The organism is Streptomyces sp. NPDC053750, assembly GCF_044544295.1.
Lineage (GTDB): Bacteria > Actinomycetota > Actinomycetes > Streptomycetales > Streptomycetaceae > Streptomyces.
Genome location: NZ_JBITXB010000006.1, coordinates 270,753 through 288,494, shown reverse-complemented (window position 1 = coordinate 288,494; position 17,742 = coordinate 270,753). Strand labels below are relative to the sequence as shown.

Genomic DNA, 17,742 nt, shown 5'->3' with positions numbered 1-17,742 from the left:
GTCAGCCTGGCAACGGTATCCATGACCCGGCTCGGCGCGGGATGTGCGTCGGCCGTGAAACGCTGTCGCGGCGCCCGTCCCGACGTGCCGACCCCTCCACGGTCTCCCGCGCTACGAGGACGAGGTCTCCGCCTCATAGGGTGGGGGCATGACGGAACTCCCCGCCCGGCGTCTGCTGCTGGTGCACGCGCACCCGGACGACGAGTCGATCAACAACGGCGTCACCATGGCCAGGTACGCGGCCGAAGGCGCCCACGTGACGCTGGTCACCTGCACCCTCGGTGAGCGCGGCGAGGTCATCCCGCCCGAGCTCGCACACCTGACCGGAGCCGCCCTGGGCGGGCACCGCAGGGGCGAGCTGGCGGCGGCGATGCGCGCGCTCGGCGTCGACGACTTCCGGCTCCTCGGCGGGCCGGGCCGCTTCGCCGACTCCGGGATGATGGGCCTGCCCGACAACGACGACCCCGGCTGTCTCTGGCAGGCGGACGTCGACCGGGCCGCCGGGCTCCTCGTCGAGGTGATCCGCGAGGTGCGCCCGCAGGTCCTCGTCACCTACGACCCCGACGGCGGATACGGCCACCCCGACCACATCCAGGCCCACCGCATCGCCATGCGCGCCGCCGAGCTCGCGGCCGAGGCCGGCTGTCCGGTCGCCAAGGTGTACTGGAACCGCGTGCCGCGCACCGTCGCCGAGGACTCCTTCGCCCGCCTCCGCGACGACCTGCCGGGCCTGCCCTTCGAGAAGGCGGCCGGCGTCGAGGACGTACCCGGCGTGGTCCAGGACGACCGGATCACCACCGAGATCAGCGGCGAGAGCACCCCGTACGCCGCCGCCAAGGCCGCCGCCATGCGCGCGCACGCCACACAGATCACCGTGGCCGAGCCCTACTTCATCCTCTCCAACGAACTGGCACAGCCGGTCTTCACCACCGAGTACTACGAACTGGTGCGCGGCGAGCGGGCCGGTGACGGTGACGGCGGCGGGCGTGAGAGCGACCTGTTCGCCGGAATCGAGACCGGGACCGAGGTGACCTCATGAGCAGCCGCCGCAACGAGCAGGCTCCCACCTCGGCGTTGGCCCAGCCGCTGCGCGCGCCCTCCCCCGGGCGGGCCGCCCTCTACCTGGGGCTCTTCGTGCTCGGGGCCGTCGTCGGTGTGGCCGGGGCACTCGTGCAGCCGGCGTGGTTCCCGGGCGGGCTGCTGCTCGCGCTGGCGGCGGAGGCGGGGCTGTGCCTCGGCGCGGGCCGGGCCGTGGGCCGCCGTGGCGGGGCCGTCGCGCCCGCCGCCGGCTGGGCGATCGCCGTCGTCCTGCTCACCACCAGCCGGCCCGAGGGCGACTTCCTCTTCGCCGCCGGGAGCGGTTCCTACCTCTTCCTGCTCGGTGGTATCGCCGTCGCTGTGATGTGCGCCACCCTCGCGCCGGTGCGGCAACCGGACGGCGACGCCGGCCGACTTCGCAAGTGACGTACTACTTCGCCGTGGCGCGGACGTGCGAGTCCGGTGTGGGTTTCCCCGGCGGTCACGGGATACGCGTGAGACGCGGCCAGTATGGTGGTGCGCGCCGCCGAGCCGCCCGCTTTCTGGTGTGCCGGGCGGCGGAGCCAACCGGGAGAACCTGCCTTGAGTCGTGAAACTGACAGTTCGTCCTCCGGGCCCCACGGGCGCGGCGGAGCCGCCTACCCGTCGGGCACCCCGCCCTACGGGACACCCGTGGCTTCCGACGCCGGTGCGGACGCGGGCCGTTCGGCCTCGCGGCCGGAGGAGCGCAAGACCGAGACGACGCTGACGACCCGGATCCGGATCAACATCCCCGGGTCGCGGCCCATTCCGCCGGTCGTCGTGCGCAAGCCCGTCGGGGACGCCGAGGGCGACGCCGCCGGCACGGAGCCGGCCGAGCGGCCCGCACCGAGCGCCGCCGCGCCCACGGCCCCGGCCCCGGCCCCGTCCTCCGCCCCCGAGGCTCCCGCCGAGTCGGCCCAGTCGGCCGAGGAGAAGCCGACCAGCGACTGGTTCGCGCCGCGCAAGTCCGGTTCCGGCAAGGGCGCTCAGGGCGGCGGCTCCACCAACGGCGCCGGGCTTCCCGGTGGTTCCGGAGCGCCGAGCGGTGCACCGAACGCGGGTCCTTCGGGCGCCGGTGCCGGTGCGCGGCCGGGCGGCGGGAGTGGCCGCCCCGGTGGCGTCGTCGGCTCCATGAACGTGCCGGGCGGCTCCCGGTCGGGCTCCACCAACGGCGCCGGTCTCCCCGGGGCGACCGGCGGCCCCGTGGCGCCCGGACACGGTGGCGGCACCGGTTCCTTCGACGTGACCGAGGCACTGGCGTCCGGACCGCTGGGCAACGGCAACGGCAGCAACCCCCGTCCGGGCACCGACGGCGGTCCCGAGCCGCGCCGCGACGACCTGCCGTACTTCTCGGGGAACGAGCAGAGCGGCCCGAACCACCCGAGCGGCCCCAACAGCCCGTCCCCGTACGGCGTTCCCCAGGGCCCCACCGGCCCGACGAGCGGCCCGGCCACCGGCGAGGGCCGACTGACGCCGCCCCCGCCCGGCAGTACGGGCGCACCCGGCGGCCCCGGCGCACAGCGCCGACCCGCGCCCAACGGCCTGCGCGGGCCCGGCGGCCCGTCGGGTACGGCGGCCCCTGCGGGCCCGGGTGGCGGCCCGAGCCGATCACAAGCCCCCGGCGCCGCCACCGGCACCACCGGCCTCGGCCCCGGTGGCGGGCTCAGCGACGACACCGCGATCCTCACCCCGCAGAAGCCGGCCCCCGAGCCGGGCACCCCCGGCCGCGGGAACCCGGACAACGTCTCCGGGAACACCGTCACCAGCGGCATCCCCGTCGTCCCGAGCGACCGGGGCACCCCGTTCCAGGGCACCGACGGACCGCTGCCGCACACGCCGCCCAAGCTGCCCACGCCGGTCGCCGAGCCTCCGGCGAGCTCCACCAAGCCGGCCAAGAAGAAGGGCGGCCGGAAGAAGCTCCCGCTGCTCGTCGGCGGCCTGGTCGTCGTCGCCGGTGTCACCTACGGCGCCGGCCTGCTCATGAACCGCTCCGACGTGCCCAAGGGCACCACCGTGCTCGGCGTCGACATCGGCGGCGGCACGCGCGACGACGCGGTCGAGAAGCTGGACAAGGCCCTCGGCGCCCGCGCGACCAAGCCGCTCAAGCTCACCGTGGGCGGCGACACCGTCTCCCTGAAGCCCGACCAGGCGGGTCTCCAGCTCGACACGCAGGCCACGGCCAGCGACGCGGCGACGAGCGACTACAACCCGATGTCCGTGATCGGCTCGCTCTTCGGACAGAAGCGGGTCGTCGACCCGGTCATGCCCGTCGACGAGGAGAAGCTCCACGCCGCCCTGGAGAACGCGGCCGGCGGGGCCGGATCGTTGACCGAGGGCACGATCAGGTTCGAGTCCGGCAAGGCCGTCCCGGTGTACGGCAAGGCGGGCAAGGGCATAGACGTGGCCAAGTCCACCGAGGCCGTGCAGGAGGCGTACCGGGCCCAGGTGGAGACGGGCACCGCCACCCCGGTGAACGTGCCGACCACCACCCGGCAGCCCACGGTCTCCAACGCCGAGGTCGACCGGATGCTGAAGGAGTTCGCCGAGCCGGCCATGTCGGCCCGCGTGACCGTGCAGACGGACGCGGCACACTCCATTCCGCTGAGCCCCGAGAAGTCGCTGTGGAAGTTCCTCAGGGTCACGGCCGTCGACGGGAAGCTCGTCGACAAGCCCGACCTCAACGCCCTCAAGGAGCTCTACGGCCAGACGTTCGACGGCGTGCTCATCACCCGCGCCAACGGTGAGAAGACGGCCGTCACCCCCGAGGACGTCTACGGCGCCCTGCGCCAGGCCCTGAAGAGCAAGACCGACCGCGTGGCGGTCATCGAGACCAACCCCAGCTGACGCACGTCCACGAGAGAGGGGCGCCCGGCACGCGCCGGGCGCCCCTCTCGTCGTACGACTCGCGCCGGCCCCTCACCACCTCAGTTGAGCATGGCTCGCGCCGCCCGCGCCTCCCCCCGCACCAGCTCGGCCGCCGCCTCGTCCACCGCCTCCACGACCTCCGCGTACGCCTCCAGCTCGCCGGCCCCTGCCGAGAACTCCCCCCGCTGCACCAGCAACCGCGCCCGCTCGTACCGCAGCCGCGCCGGCCGCGCCGGCAACAGCAACGCCAGCTCGATCGCCCACAACCCGACGTCCGACCGCTCCGGCCGGGCCGCCGCCCACGCCCGTACGTTGTTCAGGATGCGCGCCACCACGTCCAGGGGCGCCGCGGGCTCCAGCATCGACGGCTGCAACCGCGCCCCCGTGGCCCCGGCGACCAGCACCTCCGCGTCGTTCCCGGTGAGCACCCGGCCCCCGTCGAACGGATCGGCGAGCACCCGCTCCTCCTCCGGCCCGAACTCCGGCCCGAACCCGACCACGAAGTGCCCCGGCAACGCGACCCCGTACACCGGGGCCCCCGCCCGCCGGGCCACCTCCATCCACACCACCGACAGCATGATCGGCAGCCCGCGCCGGCGCCGCAGCACCTCGTGCAGCAGCGACGACTCCAGCCGCCGGTAGTCCGCCGCGGTCCCGTGGAACCCGTACCGCCCGCCGAGCAGGTCCCGCAGCGCAGCCGCCCAGGCCTGCGGCGTACCCGGCCGGAACGGCAGCTGCCCGGCCAGCCGGTCCAGCTCCATCTGGGCGGCGTCCAGACCCGCCTCGTCCAGGGCCCCGTCCGCCTCCGCGCCCACCAGCAGGCACAGCGTCGACAGATCGGGCCGCTCGGACCGCGCCTCTTCGGCGAACAGCCGTCGTACCTCGGCGGAGCGCTCGGGCGGCGGGGGATGGGGGAGGTGACGCATGCCTGGCTCGTGCCCTTTCACGGCGATCGGTTACCGGCCCGGACCGGCATTCTCCGGACCGGCATCCTCGGGCGCACGGTAGTGGTGGTACGTGTGATGCGCCGCGAAGCCCATCCCGGCGTACAGCGCCCGCGCCCCCGCGTTGTCCGTCTCCACCTGGAGCCATGCCGCCGAGGCGCCCTCGTCGAGCGCCCGCCGGGCCAGCGTGGCCATCACGTCGGTCGCCAGTCCCCGGCGCCGCTGTGCGGGGTCGACCTCGACGGCCGAGAAGGAGGCCCACCGCCCGTCCACGACACACCGCCCGATGGCGGCCGGGGCGTCGGCACCGGGCACCGTCGCGAACCACACGGACGGCCCGGCGCCCAGCACCCGCAGGGCCACGTCGCTCACGCCCTTGCGCTGGTACCGCGCCAGCCACGCCTCGTCCGCCTCCCGGGACAGGACCACCCCGGTCCCCTCGGAGAGGTCGGCGACCGGTGCCAGGGCACCGATCCACAGCTCGGCCGTCACCTCCCGCACCCACCCCCGCCGCTCCAGCTCCGCGCAGAGCAGCTCCTGTGTGCCCTCGGCACCGGTGGCGGTCTGGACGTAGGCGGGCAGGCCGCGCTCGCCGTACCAGCGGCGCACGGCGGTCAGCGCCTCGTCGAGCGGCATCCCCGGATCGCCGAGCGGCAGTACGGAGTTCGCCCGCCGCGTGAACCCGGAGGCCGCCCGCAGCTCCCACTCACCGAGCCGCTCGCTCTCCACCGGCCGCCAGGCCCGCGAGGCGACGCGCGCCAGCTCCTCGTAGGAGGCCGCGGGGCCGCGCCGACGCGCCGGAGCGGACGGCACCACCTTGCCCGCGACCAGCGCGGCCTCCGGGATACGGACGGTCTCGCCACTCTTCCGTGTGATCAGCAGCACACCGTCGTCCCATGATGTGAGAACGCCGACCGTGTCGGTGAACCTCTCACCCGAGACACCAGGTTCGCTCAAGCGCCGCACGGAGACCCGTTTGCCCACGTCAGCAGTGGTGATACGGACCTCAAGGCGTCCAGCGGCAGAGATTTCCACGGGTCGGTCCACCCCTCCTGTTCGGATCATGCCCCAGAACGGAGATACTAGGGGCGGGCATCGACGACGCCGCGCTCCCGCGCGCCAGGCGGCGGAGCCTGAGGAGGCCCGCCAGCGCCCTATCGAGGAGGAACGACAGCGTGACCTACGTCATCGCGCAGCCTTGTGTCGACGTGAAGGACAAGGCGTGCATCGAGGAGTGCCCGGTCGACTGCATCTACGAGGGCCAGCGGTCCTTGTACATCCACCCGGACGAATGCGTCGACTGTGGTGCCTGTGAGCCGGTCTGCCCGGTCGAGGCGATCTTCTACGAGGACGACACTCCGGAGGAGTGGAAGGACTACTACAAGGCGAACGTCGAGTTCTTCGACGAGCTCGGCTCTCCCGGCGGCGCCAGCAAGCTGGGCCTGATCGAGCGCGACCACCCCTTCGTCGCCGCGCTGCCGCCGCAGAACCAGTAGGAGCGGCCCGCACCGCGCCGCCTCGGTCCCGTACGGCCTGATCGCCCCCCGATCGGCGCCGCACGGGACCGAGGCGTTTGGCGGGCCCGCGCCGTACCCGACGAAAGTGAGCCAGTAACCGTGTCCGCAGTCTCCGACCGCTTGCCCACCTTCCCCTGGGACAAGCTCGAGCCGTACAAGAAGACGGCCGCCGCGCACCCCGACGGCATCGTCGACCTCTCCGTCGGCACCCCGGTCGACCCGGTCCCCGAGCTGATCCAGAAGGCCCTGATCGACGCGGCGGACTCCCCGGGCTACCCGACCGTCTGGGGCACCCCGGCACTGCGCGACGCGATCACCGGCTGGGTCGAGCGCCGCCTCGGCGCCCGCGACGTCACCCACCGCCACGTCCTGCCGATCGTCGGCTCCAAGGAACTCGTCGCCTGGCTCCCCACCCAGCTGGGCCTCGGCCCCGGCGACCGGGTGGCCTTCCCCCGTCTGGCCTATCCGACGTACGAGGTCGGCGCGCGGCTGGCCCGCGCGGAGTACGAGGCGTACACGCTGACACCAGGCGCTGACGCGCCGGGCCCCACCGACCTGGACCCGACGGGCCTGAAGCTCCTGTGGCTCAACTCGCCGTCCAACCCGACCGGCAGGGTGCTGTCCAAGGCCGACCTGACCCGGATCGTCGCGTGGGCCCGCGAGCACGGCGTCCTCGTCGTCTCCGACGAGTGCTACCTGGAGCTGGGCTGGGAGGCCGACCCGGTCTCCGTCCTGCACCCGGACGTCAACGGCGGCTCGTACGACGGCCTGGTGGCCGTCCACTCGCTCTCCAAGCGCTCCAACCTCGCCGGCTACCGCGCGGCCTTCCTGGCGGGCGATCCGGCCGTCCTGGGCCCTCTTCTGGAGATCCGCAAGCACGGCGGCATGATGACCTCGGCACCGACGCAGGCGGCCGTGGTGGCGGCCCTCGGCGACGACGAGCACGTGCGCGTCCAGCGCGAGCGCTACGCGGCCCGCCGCACGGCCCTGCGCGAGGCCCTCCTCGGCCACGGCTTCCGCATCGAGCACAGCGAGGCCAGCCTCTACCTCTGGGCCACCCGTGACGAGTCCTGCTGGGACACGGTGGCCCACCTGGCCGAGCGCGGCATCCTGGTGGCTCCGGGCGACTTCTACGGCCCGGCCGGCGAGAAGTTCGTCCGCGTCGCCTTCACCGCCACGGACGAGCGCGTCCGCGCGGCCGTGAGCCGGCTGACGGCCTGACCGCCCCGCCCCGCTGCAATCAACGGGGGCACACAAAGGCGACGGGGCCTGAGAACTCCCAGACCCCGTCGCCCCTGTTGTTCAGGCGGGCGCTCAGCCGAGCGGCAGCCCGCCCTTCGTGGCGGTCTGCGTGGTGTCACCGACGACGTCCGTGGCGGAGCCCGTCACGTCCTTGGCGCCCTTCTGCGCCATGGGCGTGGCCTTCTTGACGGTCTTGCCGCCGGTGTCGCCCGCGGTCTTGGTGACACCCTGGGTGGTGGCGCCGAGGGTGTCGCCGGCGTTCGCCCCGTCGAGGGCGGTCAGTCCCCCGAGGTTCGGGTTGGCCGGCAGTTCGGGAGCCGCACTGGCGGAGCCGGCCGCACCGACCCCGGCAGCCGCTCCCGCAGCGACGAGCAGCGCGGCACGGGCGATCCGGCGGGTCAGGGGGAGGGACATGATGCTCCTTCGACGGAAGTCAACGATTCGGACGCCGTGACTACCGCTCGAAGGCCGGGAAGGTTGCGGCGACACAAGGTAAAGAGTTGGCAATGCGTCGCATTATCAGGTCCACGGAAAAGCGGGCAAAAGGATGTCCGCCGGAATGCCCTGCCGAATCCTTACGGCGCTTGGCCTTCCTGGGCGCGGGGCGATGCGGGCGCGACGACGCGGGATCCCGCGCACCGCGTCGGTCAGGCGCTGTCACGGACACTCGCAGGGATGACGAACCGTACGGATGACCGTTACCGCGCGGACGTGATCCGGACCGATCCGCCGGCCCGCTCCCCGCCCCCGGTGCTCCCCGTGGCCGTGGGATGCCACTTGCTGTCGGTGTTCCCCGCCGTCCACTCCCGGCCGGCGTAGGAGACCCGTTCCAGGTGCAGCGCGGAGGCGTTGGCCACCGCCCAGTGCGCCAACTGCCAGCCGCGCTGCTCCGGGCGCTCCTGCGTACCCGCGCCGGAACCCGCGCCGGCGGTCACGGGCAGCGTCACGGTCCGCCCGTCGGAGCCGCCCGCCGCGCCCGCGCCCGCCGCGCCCGCGGCCGGTGCGGACGCGGACTTCGACGAGACGTCCGCGCCGGCCGGCTGGAGCACATCGCGCCCGAAGTCCCGTACGAGCGCCGCGCGCACCGCGTCCGGCCCCTTCATCCGGTCCGCGCCGCGACGCCCGTCGCAGGTCAGCGTCGCCGCGGACCGTCCGGTCAGCGCGGCGGCGAGCAGCCTGGCGTCCGGCTCGTGCTTGGCGTACGCGTCCGGGAAGCCGCTGCGCTGCACGCGCTGGGCGGCGACGGTCAACGGGAGGTCCGTGTAACCGGGCACCTCGACCAGATGGTCGTAGAACAGGCCCGCCGAGTACGCCGGGTCCATGATCTCCTCCGGCGTGCCCCAGCCCTGCGAGGGCCGCTGCTGGAACAGGCCGAGCGAGTCGCGGTCGCCGTGGTCCAGGTTGCGCAGGGCCGACTCCTGCAGCGCGGTCGCCAGCGCGATCGTCACCGCCCGCTCCGGCAGGTTGCGCGCGGTGCCCACGGCGGTGATCGTCGCCGCGTTCACGGCCTGCTCCGGGGTGAACTCGTAGACCGCCCCCTCGTCCCCGGCCGAGACCACCTTGCACCCCGGCGCGCCCGCGCCCCCGGTGACGTACTGCACCGCGAGGTACCCGGCGACGGCGAGCAGGACCACGGTGGCCGCCCCGGAACGGACGAGGCGGCCATGACGTTTGCGGGTCGGCGACGGCTGAAGCACGCGTACAAGGTACTGGAGGGTAGGGCGTGGTGTACGCCGGGTACGCACAGTGCCCGAAAGGGCAGGGGCGTTAGGGTCGGGCCATGGCCGATACCCCGCTTGACCTCACGCTGGACGCCGCGGAGCTCACCGCCCGGCTCGTCGACTTCCCCTCCGAGAGCGGCACCGAGGAGCCGCTGGCGGACGCGATCGAGAGCGCCCTGCGCGCCCTGCCGCACCTGTCGGTCGAGCGGTACGGCAACAATGTCGTGGCCCGCACGAACCTGGGCCGGGCGGAGCGCGTGATCCTGGCCGGCCACATCGACACCGTACCGATCGCGGACAACGTCCCCTCCCGCCTCGACGCGGACGGCGTCCTGTGGGGCTGCGGCACCTGCGACATGAAGGCGGGCGTGGCGGTCCAGCTGCGCATCGCGGCCACGGTCCCGGCGCCCAACCGCGACCTGACCTTCGTCTTCTACGACAACGAGGAGGTCGCCGCCGAGCTGAACGGGCTGAAGCACGTCGCCGAGGCGCATCCCGAGTGGCTGGAGGGCGACTTCGCGGTGCTCCTCGAACCGTCGGACGGCCAGGTGGAGGGCGGCTGCCAGGGCACGCTGCGGGTGCTGCTGAGGACGACCGGCGAGCGGGCGCACTCGGCCCGCTCCTGGATGGGCTCCAACGCGATCCACGCGGCCGCGCCCATCCTCGCCCGCCTGGCCGCCTATGAACCGCGCTACCCGGTGATCGACGGCCTGGAGTACCGCGAGGGCCTGAACGCGGTCGGCATCACGGGCGGCGTGGCGGGCAACGTCATCCCCGACGAGTGCGTGGTCACCGTCAACTTCCGCTACGCCCCCGACCGCAGCCCCGAGGAGGCGCTCGCCCACGTGCGCGAGGTCTTCGCGGACTGCGGGGTGACGGAGTTCGTGGTCGACGACCACAGCGGCGCGGCCCTGCCGGGGCTGTCCCACCCCGCCGCGGCGGCCTTCATCGAGGCGGTGGGCGGCACCCCGCAGCCCAAGTACGGCTGGACGGACGTGTCCCGCTTCTCGGCGCTCGGCGTCCCGGCGGTCAACTACGGTCCGGGCAACCCGCACTTGGCGCACAAGCGTGACGAACGGGTCGAGGTGACGAAGATCCTCGCGGGGGAGGAACGGCTGCGGACCTGGCTGACCGCATGATCCGCGGGGGGTTTACGCCGCAGCGTTCCGGACATGCTGAGGTCCCCCGTACGTAACCCGCGTAGATCTACGCTGAGGTGGAAAAACCCGCAAACGGAGGGAGCGCGCATGCCGACCGGCAACCCCGAGGGCAAGAAGCAGCCACCGGAGGAGCAGCGCCTGGGCCCTGTCCTCCGGCGGCGCGGCCAGGTCCAGAAGAGCACCACGGACCAGCGCCTGCTGGACGAGCGTGCACCGACGGACTGGGTCCACACCGACCCCTGGCGCGTGCTGCGCATCCAGTCGGAGTTCATCGAGGGCTTCGGCACGCTGGCCGAACTTCCGCCCGCGATCAGCGTCTTCGGTTCCGCCCGTACGCCGGTGGACTCGCCGGAGTACGACGCAGGCGTCCGGCTGGGCCGCGGCCTGGTCGAGGCGGGCTTCGCGGTCATCACCGGTGGTGGGCCGGGCGCCATGGAGGCGGCCAACAAGGGCGCCCTGGAGGCTAAGGGCACGTCGGTCGGCCTCGGCATCGAGCTGCCCTTCGAGCAGGGGCTCAACCCGTACGTCGACATCGGGCTGAACTTCCGTTACTTCTTCGTCCGCAAGATGATGTTCGTGAAGTACGCGCAGGGCTTCGTGGTTCTGCCCGGCGGCCTCGGCACCCTCGACGAGCTCTTCGAGGCCCTCACCCTGGTCCAGACCCAGAAGGTGACCCGCTTCCCCATCGTCCTGTTCGGCACCGAGTACTGGGGCGGCCTGGTGAACTGGCTCCGCGACACCCTGGTGGCCCAGGGCAAGGCCGCGGAGAAGGACCTCCTGCTCTTCCACGTCACGGACGACGTGGAGGAGGCGGTGGCCCTGGTCTCGAAGGAGGCGGGCCGCTAGCGGGGTGCAGGGCCCGGAGCCCGTGGTGTCAGGGGGCCAGGCCCCCGCCGGGGTCCGGGGGCGGAGCCCCTGGTGGGGTCGAAGGGGCGAAGCCCCCGGGGACGGGAACGGGTAAGGGCGGCGGGGGCGAGGAACCACGCCTCGGCCCACCACCCCGCGCCGGCTCCCGGGCAGCACCCCCAGGCGACTCCGGCGGAGCCGACCGCGCTACGCCAACCCCCGCCGGGCCACCGCCGGCTCACGGTGCCCCGCGATCGTCGCCACCATGTCCAGCACCTGCCGCGTCTCCGCCACCTCGTGCACCCGGTACACCCGCGCCCCCAGCCAGGCCGACACCGCCGTCGTCGCCAGCGTCCCCAGCACCCGTTCCTTCACGGGCTTGTCCAGTGTCTCCCCGACGAAGTCCTTGTTGGACAGGGACACCAGCACCGGCCACCCCGTCTCCACCATCTCCCCGAGCCGCCGGGTCGCCTCCAGGCTGTGCCGCGTGTTCTTCCCGAAGTCGTGCCCGGGATCGATCAGCACCGACTCCCGCGGCACCCCCAGCGCCGCCGCCCGCTCGGCCAGCCCCAGCGTCACCTGAAGGATGTCGGCCATGACGTCGTCGTACGTCACCCGGTGCGGCCGGGTCCGCGGCTGAGCGCCACCGGCGTGCGTGCACACCAGCCCAACCCCGTACCGCGCGGCGACCTCAGCGAGCTTGGGGTCGACGCCGCCCCACGCGTCGTTCAGCAGGTCCGCCCCCACCTCGCACACGGCCTCGCCCACCTCGTGCCGCCAGGTGTCCACGCTGATCACGACGTCCGGGAACCGCCGCCGCACCTCCGCGACGAACCCCACCGTCCGCCGCGCCTCCTCCGCCGCCGAGACCTCGTCCCCGGGGCCCGCCTTCACCCCGCCGATGTCGATGATCGCGGCGCCCTCGGCCACCGCCTGCTCCACGCGTGCGAGGGCTGGCTCGTCGCGGAAGGTCGCCCCCTGGTCGTAGAAGGAGTCCGGGGTCCGGTTCACGATCGCCATGATCACCGGCTCGTGCGCCGCGAACTCGCGCCTGCCCAGCCTGAGCATCCCCTGTGACATCTCCTCGCCCATCCCGTTCTCACGTCCCGCTCTCGCCTCGGAATCCGGTCCACGAACCGGCCTGCGCGTCCTCGAAGCGGTCTTGGACCGCCTGCGACCCGCACTGTCAGACTCGCATGGCACGATCGGACCCGACACAACCGACTCCGACGACGCCGAGTACACCCGGTACTCCGAGTACTCCGAGACCCGACCATGGGGGCCCAGCGATGGTCATGTTCCTGTTCCTCGTCATCGCGCTGGCCGTCGTGGTCACCGCGGTCACGCTCGCGGTGGTGAGCGGCGGCGACAGCGGGCCGTTGCCCGACGTCCCGCCGGAGCGGCTGCGGGACTCGCTGCCCCCGGACCGCCCGGTGGGCCGTGCGGACGTGGAGCGGCTCCGTTTCCCGCTCGTCGTCCGCGGCTACCGCATGGCGGACGTCGACGACGCCCTCGGCCGTCTCGGCGCCGAGCTGGCCGAGCGCGACGCGCGCATCGCCGACCTGGAGTCCGCGCTGGCCGGTGCCCGGGCCGCCGCCGCCCATCCGCACGTCTCCATGGAGAAGCCGGCTCAGGAGGAGCAGCAGTGAGCGCCGGGGAAGCCGTGGCAGGACCGGACGGCGCGCCGCGCTGTCCCTGGGCCCTGTCCACCGCGGACTACGTGACGTACCACGACGAGGAGTGGGGCCGTCCGGTCCACGGCGACGACGCCCTGTTCGAACGGCTCAGCCTGGAGGCCTTCCAGTCCGGCCTGTCCTGGATCACGATCCTCCGCCGCCGCCCCGGCTTCCGTACCGCCTTCGCGGACTTCGAGATCGCCAAGGTGGCGGCCTTCACCGACGAGGACCGCGCACGCCTGCTCGCCGACGCCGGCATCATCCGCAACCGCGCCAAGATCGACGCGACCCTCGCCAACGCGCGCGTGCTGGCCGAGTGGGCCCCGCGTGAGCTGGACGAGCTGATCTGGTCGCACGCCCCGGACCGGGCCGGCCGCCCGGTCCCGAAGACCCTCGCCGACGTCCCGGCCGTCACACCCGAGTCCACGGCGCTGTCCAAGGCCCTGAAGAAGCGGGGCCTGCGCTTCGTCGGCCCGACGACGGCGTACGCGCTGATGCAGGCCTGCGGACTGGTCGACGACCACCTGGAGACCTGCGTGGCCAGAAGCGCCCGGTGAGGGGGCGGGGGACCGTCACCGGTCCCGCTCAGCGGCCCAGGTACTTCGGCTTCTCCTTGTTGACGAACGCCCGCACCGCGATCGCGTGGTCCTCCGAGGCCCCCGCCCGCGACTGCAGCTCGTCCTCCTTCTCCAGCGTCTCGGAGAGCGAGTGGGTCAGCCCGTACGCCATCGCCTCCTTCAGCGCGGCGTACGCCACCGTCGGCCCCGCGGCCAGCGCCCGCGCCGTCTGCTCGGCCTCGGCGCGCAGGTCGGCGGCGGGTACGACCCGGTTGGCGATGCCCAGCTCGTACGCCTCCCGGGCGCCGATGCTGCGCGGGAAGAGCAGCAGGTCGGCGGCGCGCCCGGGGCCGACGACGCGCGGCAGGGTCCAGGAGATGCCGGAGTCGGCGGTCAGCGCAACGCCCGCGAAGGACGTGTTGAACGCCGCCGTGTCCGCGACGATCCGGTAGTCCGCAGCGAGCGCGAACCCGAAGCCGGCCCCGGCCGCCACGCCGTTCACCGCGGCGACCACCGGCTTGGCCGCCTCGGTCAGCGCCCGCACGATCGGGTTGTAGTGCTCGCGCACCGTGCTCATGGTCCGGCCCGAGCCCGTCTCCCGGTCGTCGGCCAGCAGCCCGATGTGCTCCTTGAGGTCCTGGCCGACGCAGAACGCCCGCTCCCCGGCCGCGGTGAGCAGCACCGCCCGTACGGCGTCGTCCGCCGCGGCGGAGCGCACCGCGTCCCGGAGCGCGACCTTGGTGTCGATGTTCAGCGCGTTCATCGCCTCGGGGCGGTTCAGCGTGATCGTCGCGAGTCCGTCGCTCACCTCGTAGAGCACGGTGTCGGCCATGGATTTCCCCTCCGCGTCGTGGTGTGTGTCCGGGAGACAGCATGACGGAGATCACCGGCGGCGGACCGATCCGGCGGTGTGACCTGCGTCAAAGAATTCCGGTCCGTATCCATTCGGTGGAAGTGGGCGAGGGCGCGCAGTATCGCAGGCACATCCCCGAATTGAGTGGTTTTGCTCGCGCGCGTTGCCCAAGCGATGCCTACCGATGTTGGTCATCGGGTCCTGGGATGCGGGATAATGACTGGGAAGCAATGTGTTCGATGCCGGTGTCGCGCGTCCATGCCGGACTGCGCGTGCCCTCACGGGCCGTCGGCGGTGACGGTGAGCTGGTATCAGGAAGGGGAACGAGCATGGCGGCCATGAAGCCGCGGACGGGCGATGGCCCGCTCGAGGTGACCAAGGAGGGGCGGGGCATCGTCATGCGCGTTCCGCTCGAAGGCGGCGGTCGACTCGTCGTCGAGCTGACCCCCGACGAGGCCGACGCGCTCGGCGACGCCCTCAAGAAGGTCGTCGGCTGACGCGCAAGCGACCATACCCGTTCAGTCGCCCCGGTACCGCGCATGGTGCCGGGGTGATTGTTTTCCGTTTCCCGCGGTCACCGTTTGGCCGGTCACCTTTTGACGGCGCACAGCAGCCCGTCGCCCACCGGCAGCAGTGACGGCACCAGCTCCTGACTCTCCCGCACCGCGCGCAGGAGTTCCCGCAGTCGCAGCACCTCCGCGGGCTGCGGCCCGGAGTCGATCGTCCGGCCGGCGCCGAACACGCCCTCGAAGGCGACGAGACCTCCCGGGCGCAGCAGGCGCAACGATTCAGCGAGGTAGTCCTGGTACTCCATGCGGTCGCCGTCGCAGAAGACCAGGTCGTAACCGGCGTCCGCGAGCCGGGGAAGGACGTCCAGGGCACGGCCCGGGATGAAACGGGCACGGTTGCTGGCGAAGCCCGCGGCCCGGAAGGCCTGACGGGCGAACTGCTGGTGCTCCGGCTCCGGGTCGACCGTGGTCAGCACCCCGTCCGGCCGCATGCCGTGCAAGAGGTGGATCCCGGAGACACCGCAGCCGGTGCCGATCTCCGCGACCGCCTTGGCGTCCACGGCGGCGGCGAGCAAGCCCAGGGCCGAGCCCGTGCCTGGGGTCACCGAGCGCAGGCCCGCCTCACGGGCCCGGTCGCGTGCCCAGCGCAGCGCGTCGTCCTCGGCGACATAGGCGTCGGCGAACGCCCAGCTCGTCTGCCGGTTGCCGGTAATGACCCTCTCCTGTCCCCGTACTTGCCTCGGCGTGACTGTATCCGTTGGGGTCGGGAACCCGCAGATGGGACCGGTCGTTTAAGAGGAGAGCAAGGAGACGACCGAGGGGCCGGGACTGCGACGGGGGCGGCGAATTGGGCCAGGGTGCCGAGCAAGTGCTGACGCAGCCGTACGAGCCGTGTCAGCCCAGATCAAATTCTCGTAAAACCGCTTATCCGGAGCTAACGGGCGAGGTGGCTATGGTAGGGGCTCCACTGGACACCACCAGAGCCGACAGGGGAGGTGCGGCCGCACCCGCGGATCGGAGAGGAGTGCTGCGGCGCTTCCTCGGATCGGCAGGCAGGCCGAAATCCGTGAACGACACCGCTGCTGACCCCAGCCACGCCGACGGTCCCGCCACGGGACCCGCCCAGACCGCGACCTTCACCAGCGACGCGGACGGGCAGGCGTGGACTCCGCCCACCTGGGAGGAGATCGTCAGCACCCACAGCGGCCGGGTCTACCGCCTCGCCTACCGCCTCACCGGCAATCAGCACGACGCCGAGGACCTCACCCAGGAGGTCTTCGTCCGCGTCTTCCGGTCGTTGTCGACCTACACGCCGGGCACCTTCGAGGGCTGGCTGCACCGCATCACGACCAACCTCTTCCTGGACATGGTCCGCCGCAAGCAGCGCATCCGCTTCGACGCGCTCGGCGACGACGCGGCCGAGCGGCTCGCCAGCAAGGAGCCCACCCCGCAGCAGATCTTCCACGACGCCCACTTCGACGCGGACGTCCAGCAGGCGCTGGACACCCTCGCGCCCGAGTTCCGGGCCGCCGTCGTCCTGTGCGACATCGAGGGGCTGTCGTACGAGGAGATCGCCGCGACCCTCGGTGTGAAGCTCGGCACGGTCCGCTCCCGCATCCACCGTGGCCGCTCCCAGCTGCGCAAGGCTCTCGCGCATCGTTCCCCCAAGGCGCGTGCCGAGCGTCGCTCGTTCGTGGCCCGTGTTCCCGCACTGGGAGGAGGGGGCACGAGCGCGTGAGTGGGTCACGGCCTAAATCCGAGGATCATCTCGCTGAGCAGCATCTGGGAGACCGACTCTCCGCCCTGGTGGACGGAGAGCTCGGTCATGACGCGCGCGAGCGCGTGCTGGCGCACGTGGCCACCTGCCCGAAGTGCAAGGCGGAGGTCGACGCACAGCGCCGGTTGAAGAGCGTCTTCGCGAAGGCGGCCCCGCCGGCCCCCTCCGAGAGCTTCCTCGCCCGCCTCCAGGGGCTGCCCGGGGGAGGTGACACGGACAGAGGTGGCTCGTCGCTGGGCGGCGGAGGGTTCTCCGACGGCCTGGCCGGGCTGCCCGGCAGGTTCGACGCGTCCCCGTCCTCCGGGGCCTTCGGTACCGAGCGGGGCGAGCGGTTCGAGTTCGACTACGTACCCGTCCGGCCGCACGCCTCCCTGCTGCCGCCCTCCTCGCAGGGCCGGGGCTTCCGGATCCACGACGTGAGCCGGCACGACGAGCGGTCCGCCTCGCGCGGCCTGCGGTTCGCGTTCGCCGCCGCCGGGGCGGTGTCGCTGGCCGCGATCGCGCTGGGCGGTGTCACCGCCGGCATGCCGGACACCACCACGGAGGCGCGGGGCTCGGGAAGCGGAAGCAATGTGACGCCGACGCGCACGCAGGGCGCGGGAGCGGTCACGGGTTCCGAAAGCCAGCGCCGTCGCTCGGCCGGTGCGCTGCCCGGGCAGGTCCAGGGGCAGCGGGCGCTGGGCGACACACCTGTCGCGCCCACCGTGATGTCCGCGCCGTTGCTGCCGGGGCTGCCGGTCCCTCCGGGCGCGGATCCCCAGCAGCAGGCGGTGCGCGCGCTGACCACTCCGGTGACGGCCGGTGCCGCCGCGATGTCGCCGCTGATACGTCCGCTCGAAGCGGTTCCGCCGCTCGCCCTGTCGGCCCTGACGTCCTGGTCGACGGCCCCCGAGCTCAGGCCACCCGGCCTGCTCGCCGCGCCCGTCCCCGAGCCGGTCCAGTCCTTGTCCCCGTCGGCGTCCCCCGCCGCCTCCCACCGCCCGGTTCCCTGACCGGACTCTGCGCGCCGGGCCGCG

The 17,742-nt window shown here is 73.0% G+C and carries 19 protein-coding genes; 12 read left to right on the top strand and 7 right to left on the bottom strand.

Going from position 1 to position 17,742, the window contains the following annotated elements; translation table 11 throughout:
* Positions 1 to 148: 148 nt before the first annotated feature.
* The 3 genes from mshB to ACIGO6_RS19595 all read left to right on the top strand — a co-directional run bounded on the left by mshB (position 149) and on the right by ACIGO6_RS19595 (position 3,903).
* Positions 149 to 1,039, top strand: coding sequence for an N-acetyl-1-D-myo-inositol-2-amino-2-deoxy-alpha-D-glucopyranoside deacetylase (gene mshB, locus ACIGO6_RS19605; RefSeq protein ID WP_399877648.1), 891 nt, complete (start codon positions 149 to 151; stop codon positions 1,037 to 1,039).
* Positions 1,036 to 1,464: a DUF6113 family protein gene (locus tag ACIGO6_RS19600; protein ID WP_399877645.1), complete on the top strand. Its 429-nt coding sequence runs from the start codon at positions 1,036 to 1,038 to the stop codon at positions 1,462 to 1,464. The genes mshB and ACIGO6_RS19600 overlap by 4 nt, the downstream gene beginning before the upstream one ends.
* 156 nt (positions 1,465 to 1,620) lie before the next feature.
* Positions 1,621 to 3,903 carry a hypothetical protein gene (locus tag ACIGO6_RS19595; RefSeq protein WP_399877642.1) on the top strand — a complete coding sequence of 761 codons (2,283 nt, stop codon included), beginning with the start codon at positions 1,621 to 1,623 and terminating at the stop codon, positions 3,901 to 3,903.
* Between the two features lie 80 nt (positions 3,904 to 3,983).
* On the opposite strand, the gene ACIGO6_RS19590 is transcribed toward ACIGO6_RS19595, so the two are convergent.
* Positions 3,984 to 4,850, bottom strand: coding sequence for a transglutaminase-like domain-containing protein (locus ACIGO6_RS19590; protein WP_399877640.1), 867 nt, complete (start codon positions 4,848 to 4,850; stop codon positions 3,984 to 3,986).
* Positions 4,851 to 4,880: 30 nt separating this feature from the next.
* On the bottom strand, positions 4,881 to 5,903 hold the full coding sequence (locus ACIGO6_RS19585; protein WP_399877638.1) for a GNAT family N-acetyltransferase: 1,023 nt from the start codon (positions 5,901 to 5,903) through the stop codon (positions 4,881 to 4,883).
* Between the two features lie 140 nt (positions 5,904 to 6,043).
* Here ACIGO6_RS19585 and fdxA point away from each other — a divergent pair, with 140 nt between their 5' ends.
* Together fdxA and ACIGO6_RS19575 are read left to right on the top strand one after the other, a co-directional pair.
* A complete protein-coding gene (gene fdxA, locus ACIGO6_RS19580; RefSeq protein ID WP_003973842.1) occupies positions 6,044 to 6,364 on the top strand; it encodes a ferredoxin in 321 nt (106 codons plus the stop codon).
* 120 nt (positions 6,365 to 6,484) lie between these two features.
* Positions 6,485 to 7,606 (top strand): bifunctional succinyldiaminopimelate transaminase/glutamate-prephenate aminotransferase, encoded by a 1,122-nt coding sequence (locus tag ACIGO6_RS19575; RefSeq protein ID WP_399877636.1) that lies wholly within the window; start codon positions 6,485 to 6,487, stop codon positions 7,604 to 7,606.
* A gap of 93 nt (positions 7,607 to 7,699) precedes the next feature.
* On the opposite strand, the gene ACIGO6_RS19570 is transcribed toward ACIGO6_RS19575, so the two are convergent.
* Together ACIGO6_RS19570 and ACIGO6_RS19565 are read right to left on the bottom strand one after the other, a co-directional pair.
* Positions 7,700 to 8,041, bottom strand: coding sequence for an ATP-binding protein (locus ACIGO6_RS19570; RefSeq protein ID WP_399877633.1), 342 nt, complete (start codon positions 8,039 to 8,041; stop codon positions 7,700 to 7,702).
* A gap of 284 nt (positions 8,042 to 8,325) precedes the next feature.
* A complete protein-coding gene (locus ACIGO6_RS19565; RefSeq protein WP_399877631.1) occupies positions 8,326 to 9,324 on the bottom strand; it encodes a heavy metal transporter in 999 nt (332 codons plus the stop codon).
* Positions 9,325 to 9,407: 83 nt separating this feature from the next.
* Between ACIGO6_RS19565 and dapE the strand changes: the two genes are divergently transcribed.
* Both dapE and ACIGO6_RS19555 read left to right on the top strand, forming a co-directional pair.
* The gene (gene dapE, locus ACIGO6_RS19560) at positions 9,408 to 10,487 is read left to right on the top strand and encodes a succinyl-diaminopimelate desuccinylase (RefSeq protein ID WP_399877629.1); all 1,080 of its coding nucleotides are present in this window, start codon (positions 9,408 to 9,410) and stop codon (positions 10,485 to 10,487) included.
* Between the two features lie 108 nt (positions 10,488 to 10,595).
* Positions 10,596 to 11,354 (top strand): TIGR00730 family Rossman fold protein, encoded by a 759-nt coding sequence (locus tag ACIGO6_RS19555; protein WP_399877626.1) that lies wholly within the window; start codon positions 10,596 to 10,598, stop codon positions 11,352 to 11,354.
* A 207-nt stretch (positions 11,355 to 11,561) separates the two neighbouring features.
* Here the strand turns inward: ACIGO6_RS19555 and folP are convergent, their stop codons facing one another.
* Positions 11,562 to 12,422, bottom strand: coding sequence for a dihydropteroate synthase (gene folP, locus ACIGO6_RS19550; RefSeq protein ID WP_399877624.1), 861 nt, complete (start codon positions 12,420 to 12,422; stop codon positions 11,562 to 11,564).
* A 221-nt stretch (positions 12,423 to 12,643) separates the two neighbouring features.
* Between folP and ACIGO6_RS19545 the strand changes: the two genes are divergently transcribed.
* Together ACIGO6_RS19545 and ACIGO6_RS19540 are read left to right on the top strand one after the other, a co-directional pair.
* On the top strand, positions 12,644 to 13,003 hold the full coding sequence (locus ACIGO6_RS19545) for a DivIVA domain-containing protein (protein WP_399877622.1): 360 nt from the start codon (positions 12,644 to 12,646) through the stop codon (positions 13,001 to 13,003).
* Positions 13,000 to 13,587: a DNA-3-methyladenine glycosylase I gene (locus ACIGO6_RS19540; protein ID WP_399877621.1), complete on the top strand. Its 588-nt coding sequence runs from the start codon at positions 13,000 to 13,002 to the stop codon at positions 13,585 to 13,587. Before ACIGO6_RS19545 ends, ACIGO6_RS19540 begins: the two co-directional genes overlap by 4 nt.
* A 28-nt stretch (positions 13,588 to 13,615) precedes the next feature.
* Here ACIGO6_RS19540 and ACIGO6_RS19535 read toward each other — a convergent pair whose 3' ends face one another.
* On the bottom strand, positions 13,616 to 14,419 hold the full coding sequence (locus tag ACIGO6_RS19535) for an enoyl-CoA hydratase/isomerase family protein (RefSeq protein ID WP_399877618.1): 804 nt from the start codon (positions 14,417 to 14,419) through the stop codon (positions 13,616 to 13,618).
* A gap of 350 nt (positions 14,420 to 14,769) precedes the next feature.
* Between ACIGO6_RS19535 and ACIGO6_RS19530 the strand changes: the two genes are divergently transcribed.
* Positions 14,770 to 14,937 carry a DUF3117 domain-containing protein gene (locus ACIGO6_RS19530; RefSeq protein ID WP_003966491.1) on the top strand — a complete coding sequence of 56 codons (168 nt, stop codon included), beginning with the start codon at positions 14,770 to 14,772 and terminating at the stop codon, positions 14,935 to 14,937.
* 92 nt (positions 14,938 to 15,029) lie between these two features.
* Here ACIGO6_RS19530 and ACIGO6_RS19525 read toward each other — a convergent pair whose 3' ends face one another.
* Entirely contained in the window at positions 15,030 to 15,728 is a 699-nt protein-coding gene (locus tag ACIGO6_RS19525; RefSeq protein WP_399878184.1) for an O-methyltransferase, read from the bottom strand.
* Positions 15,729 to 16,015: 287 nt separating this feature from the next.
* On the opposite strand from ACIGO6_RS19525, the gene sigE reads away from it, so the two are divergent.
* Both sigE and ACIGO6_RS19515 read left to right on the top strand, forming a co-directional pair.
* Positions 16,016 to 16,687, top strand: a complete 672-nt coding sequence (gene sigE, locus ACIGO6_RS19520; RefSeq protein WP_399877616.1) for an RNA polymerase sigma factor SigE — start codon at positions 16,016 to 16,018, stop codon at positions 16,685 to 16,687.
* Positions 16,684 to 17,718, top strand: a complete 1,035-nt coding sequence (locus ACIGO6_RS19515) for an anti-sigma factor family protein (RefSeq protein ID WP_399877614.1) — start codon at positions 16,684 to 16,686, stop codon at positions 17,716 to 17,718. The genes sigE and ACIGO6_RS19515 overlap by 4 nt, the downstream gene beginning before the upstream one ends.
* The last annotated feature ends 24 nt before the right edge of the window (positions 17,719 to 17,742 follow it).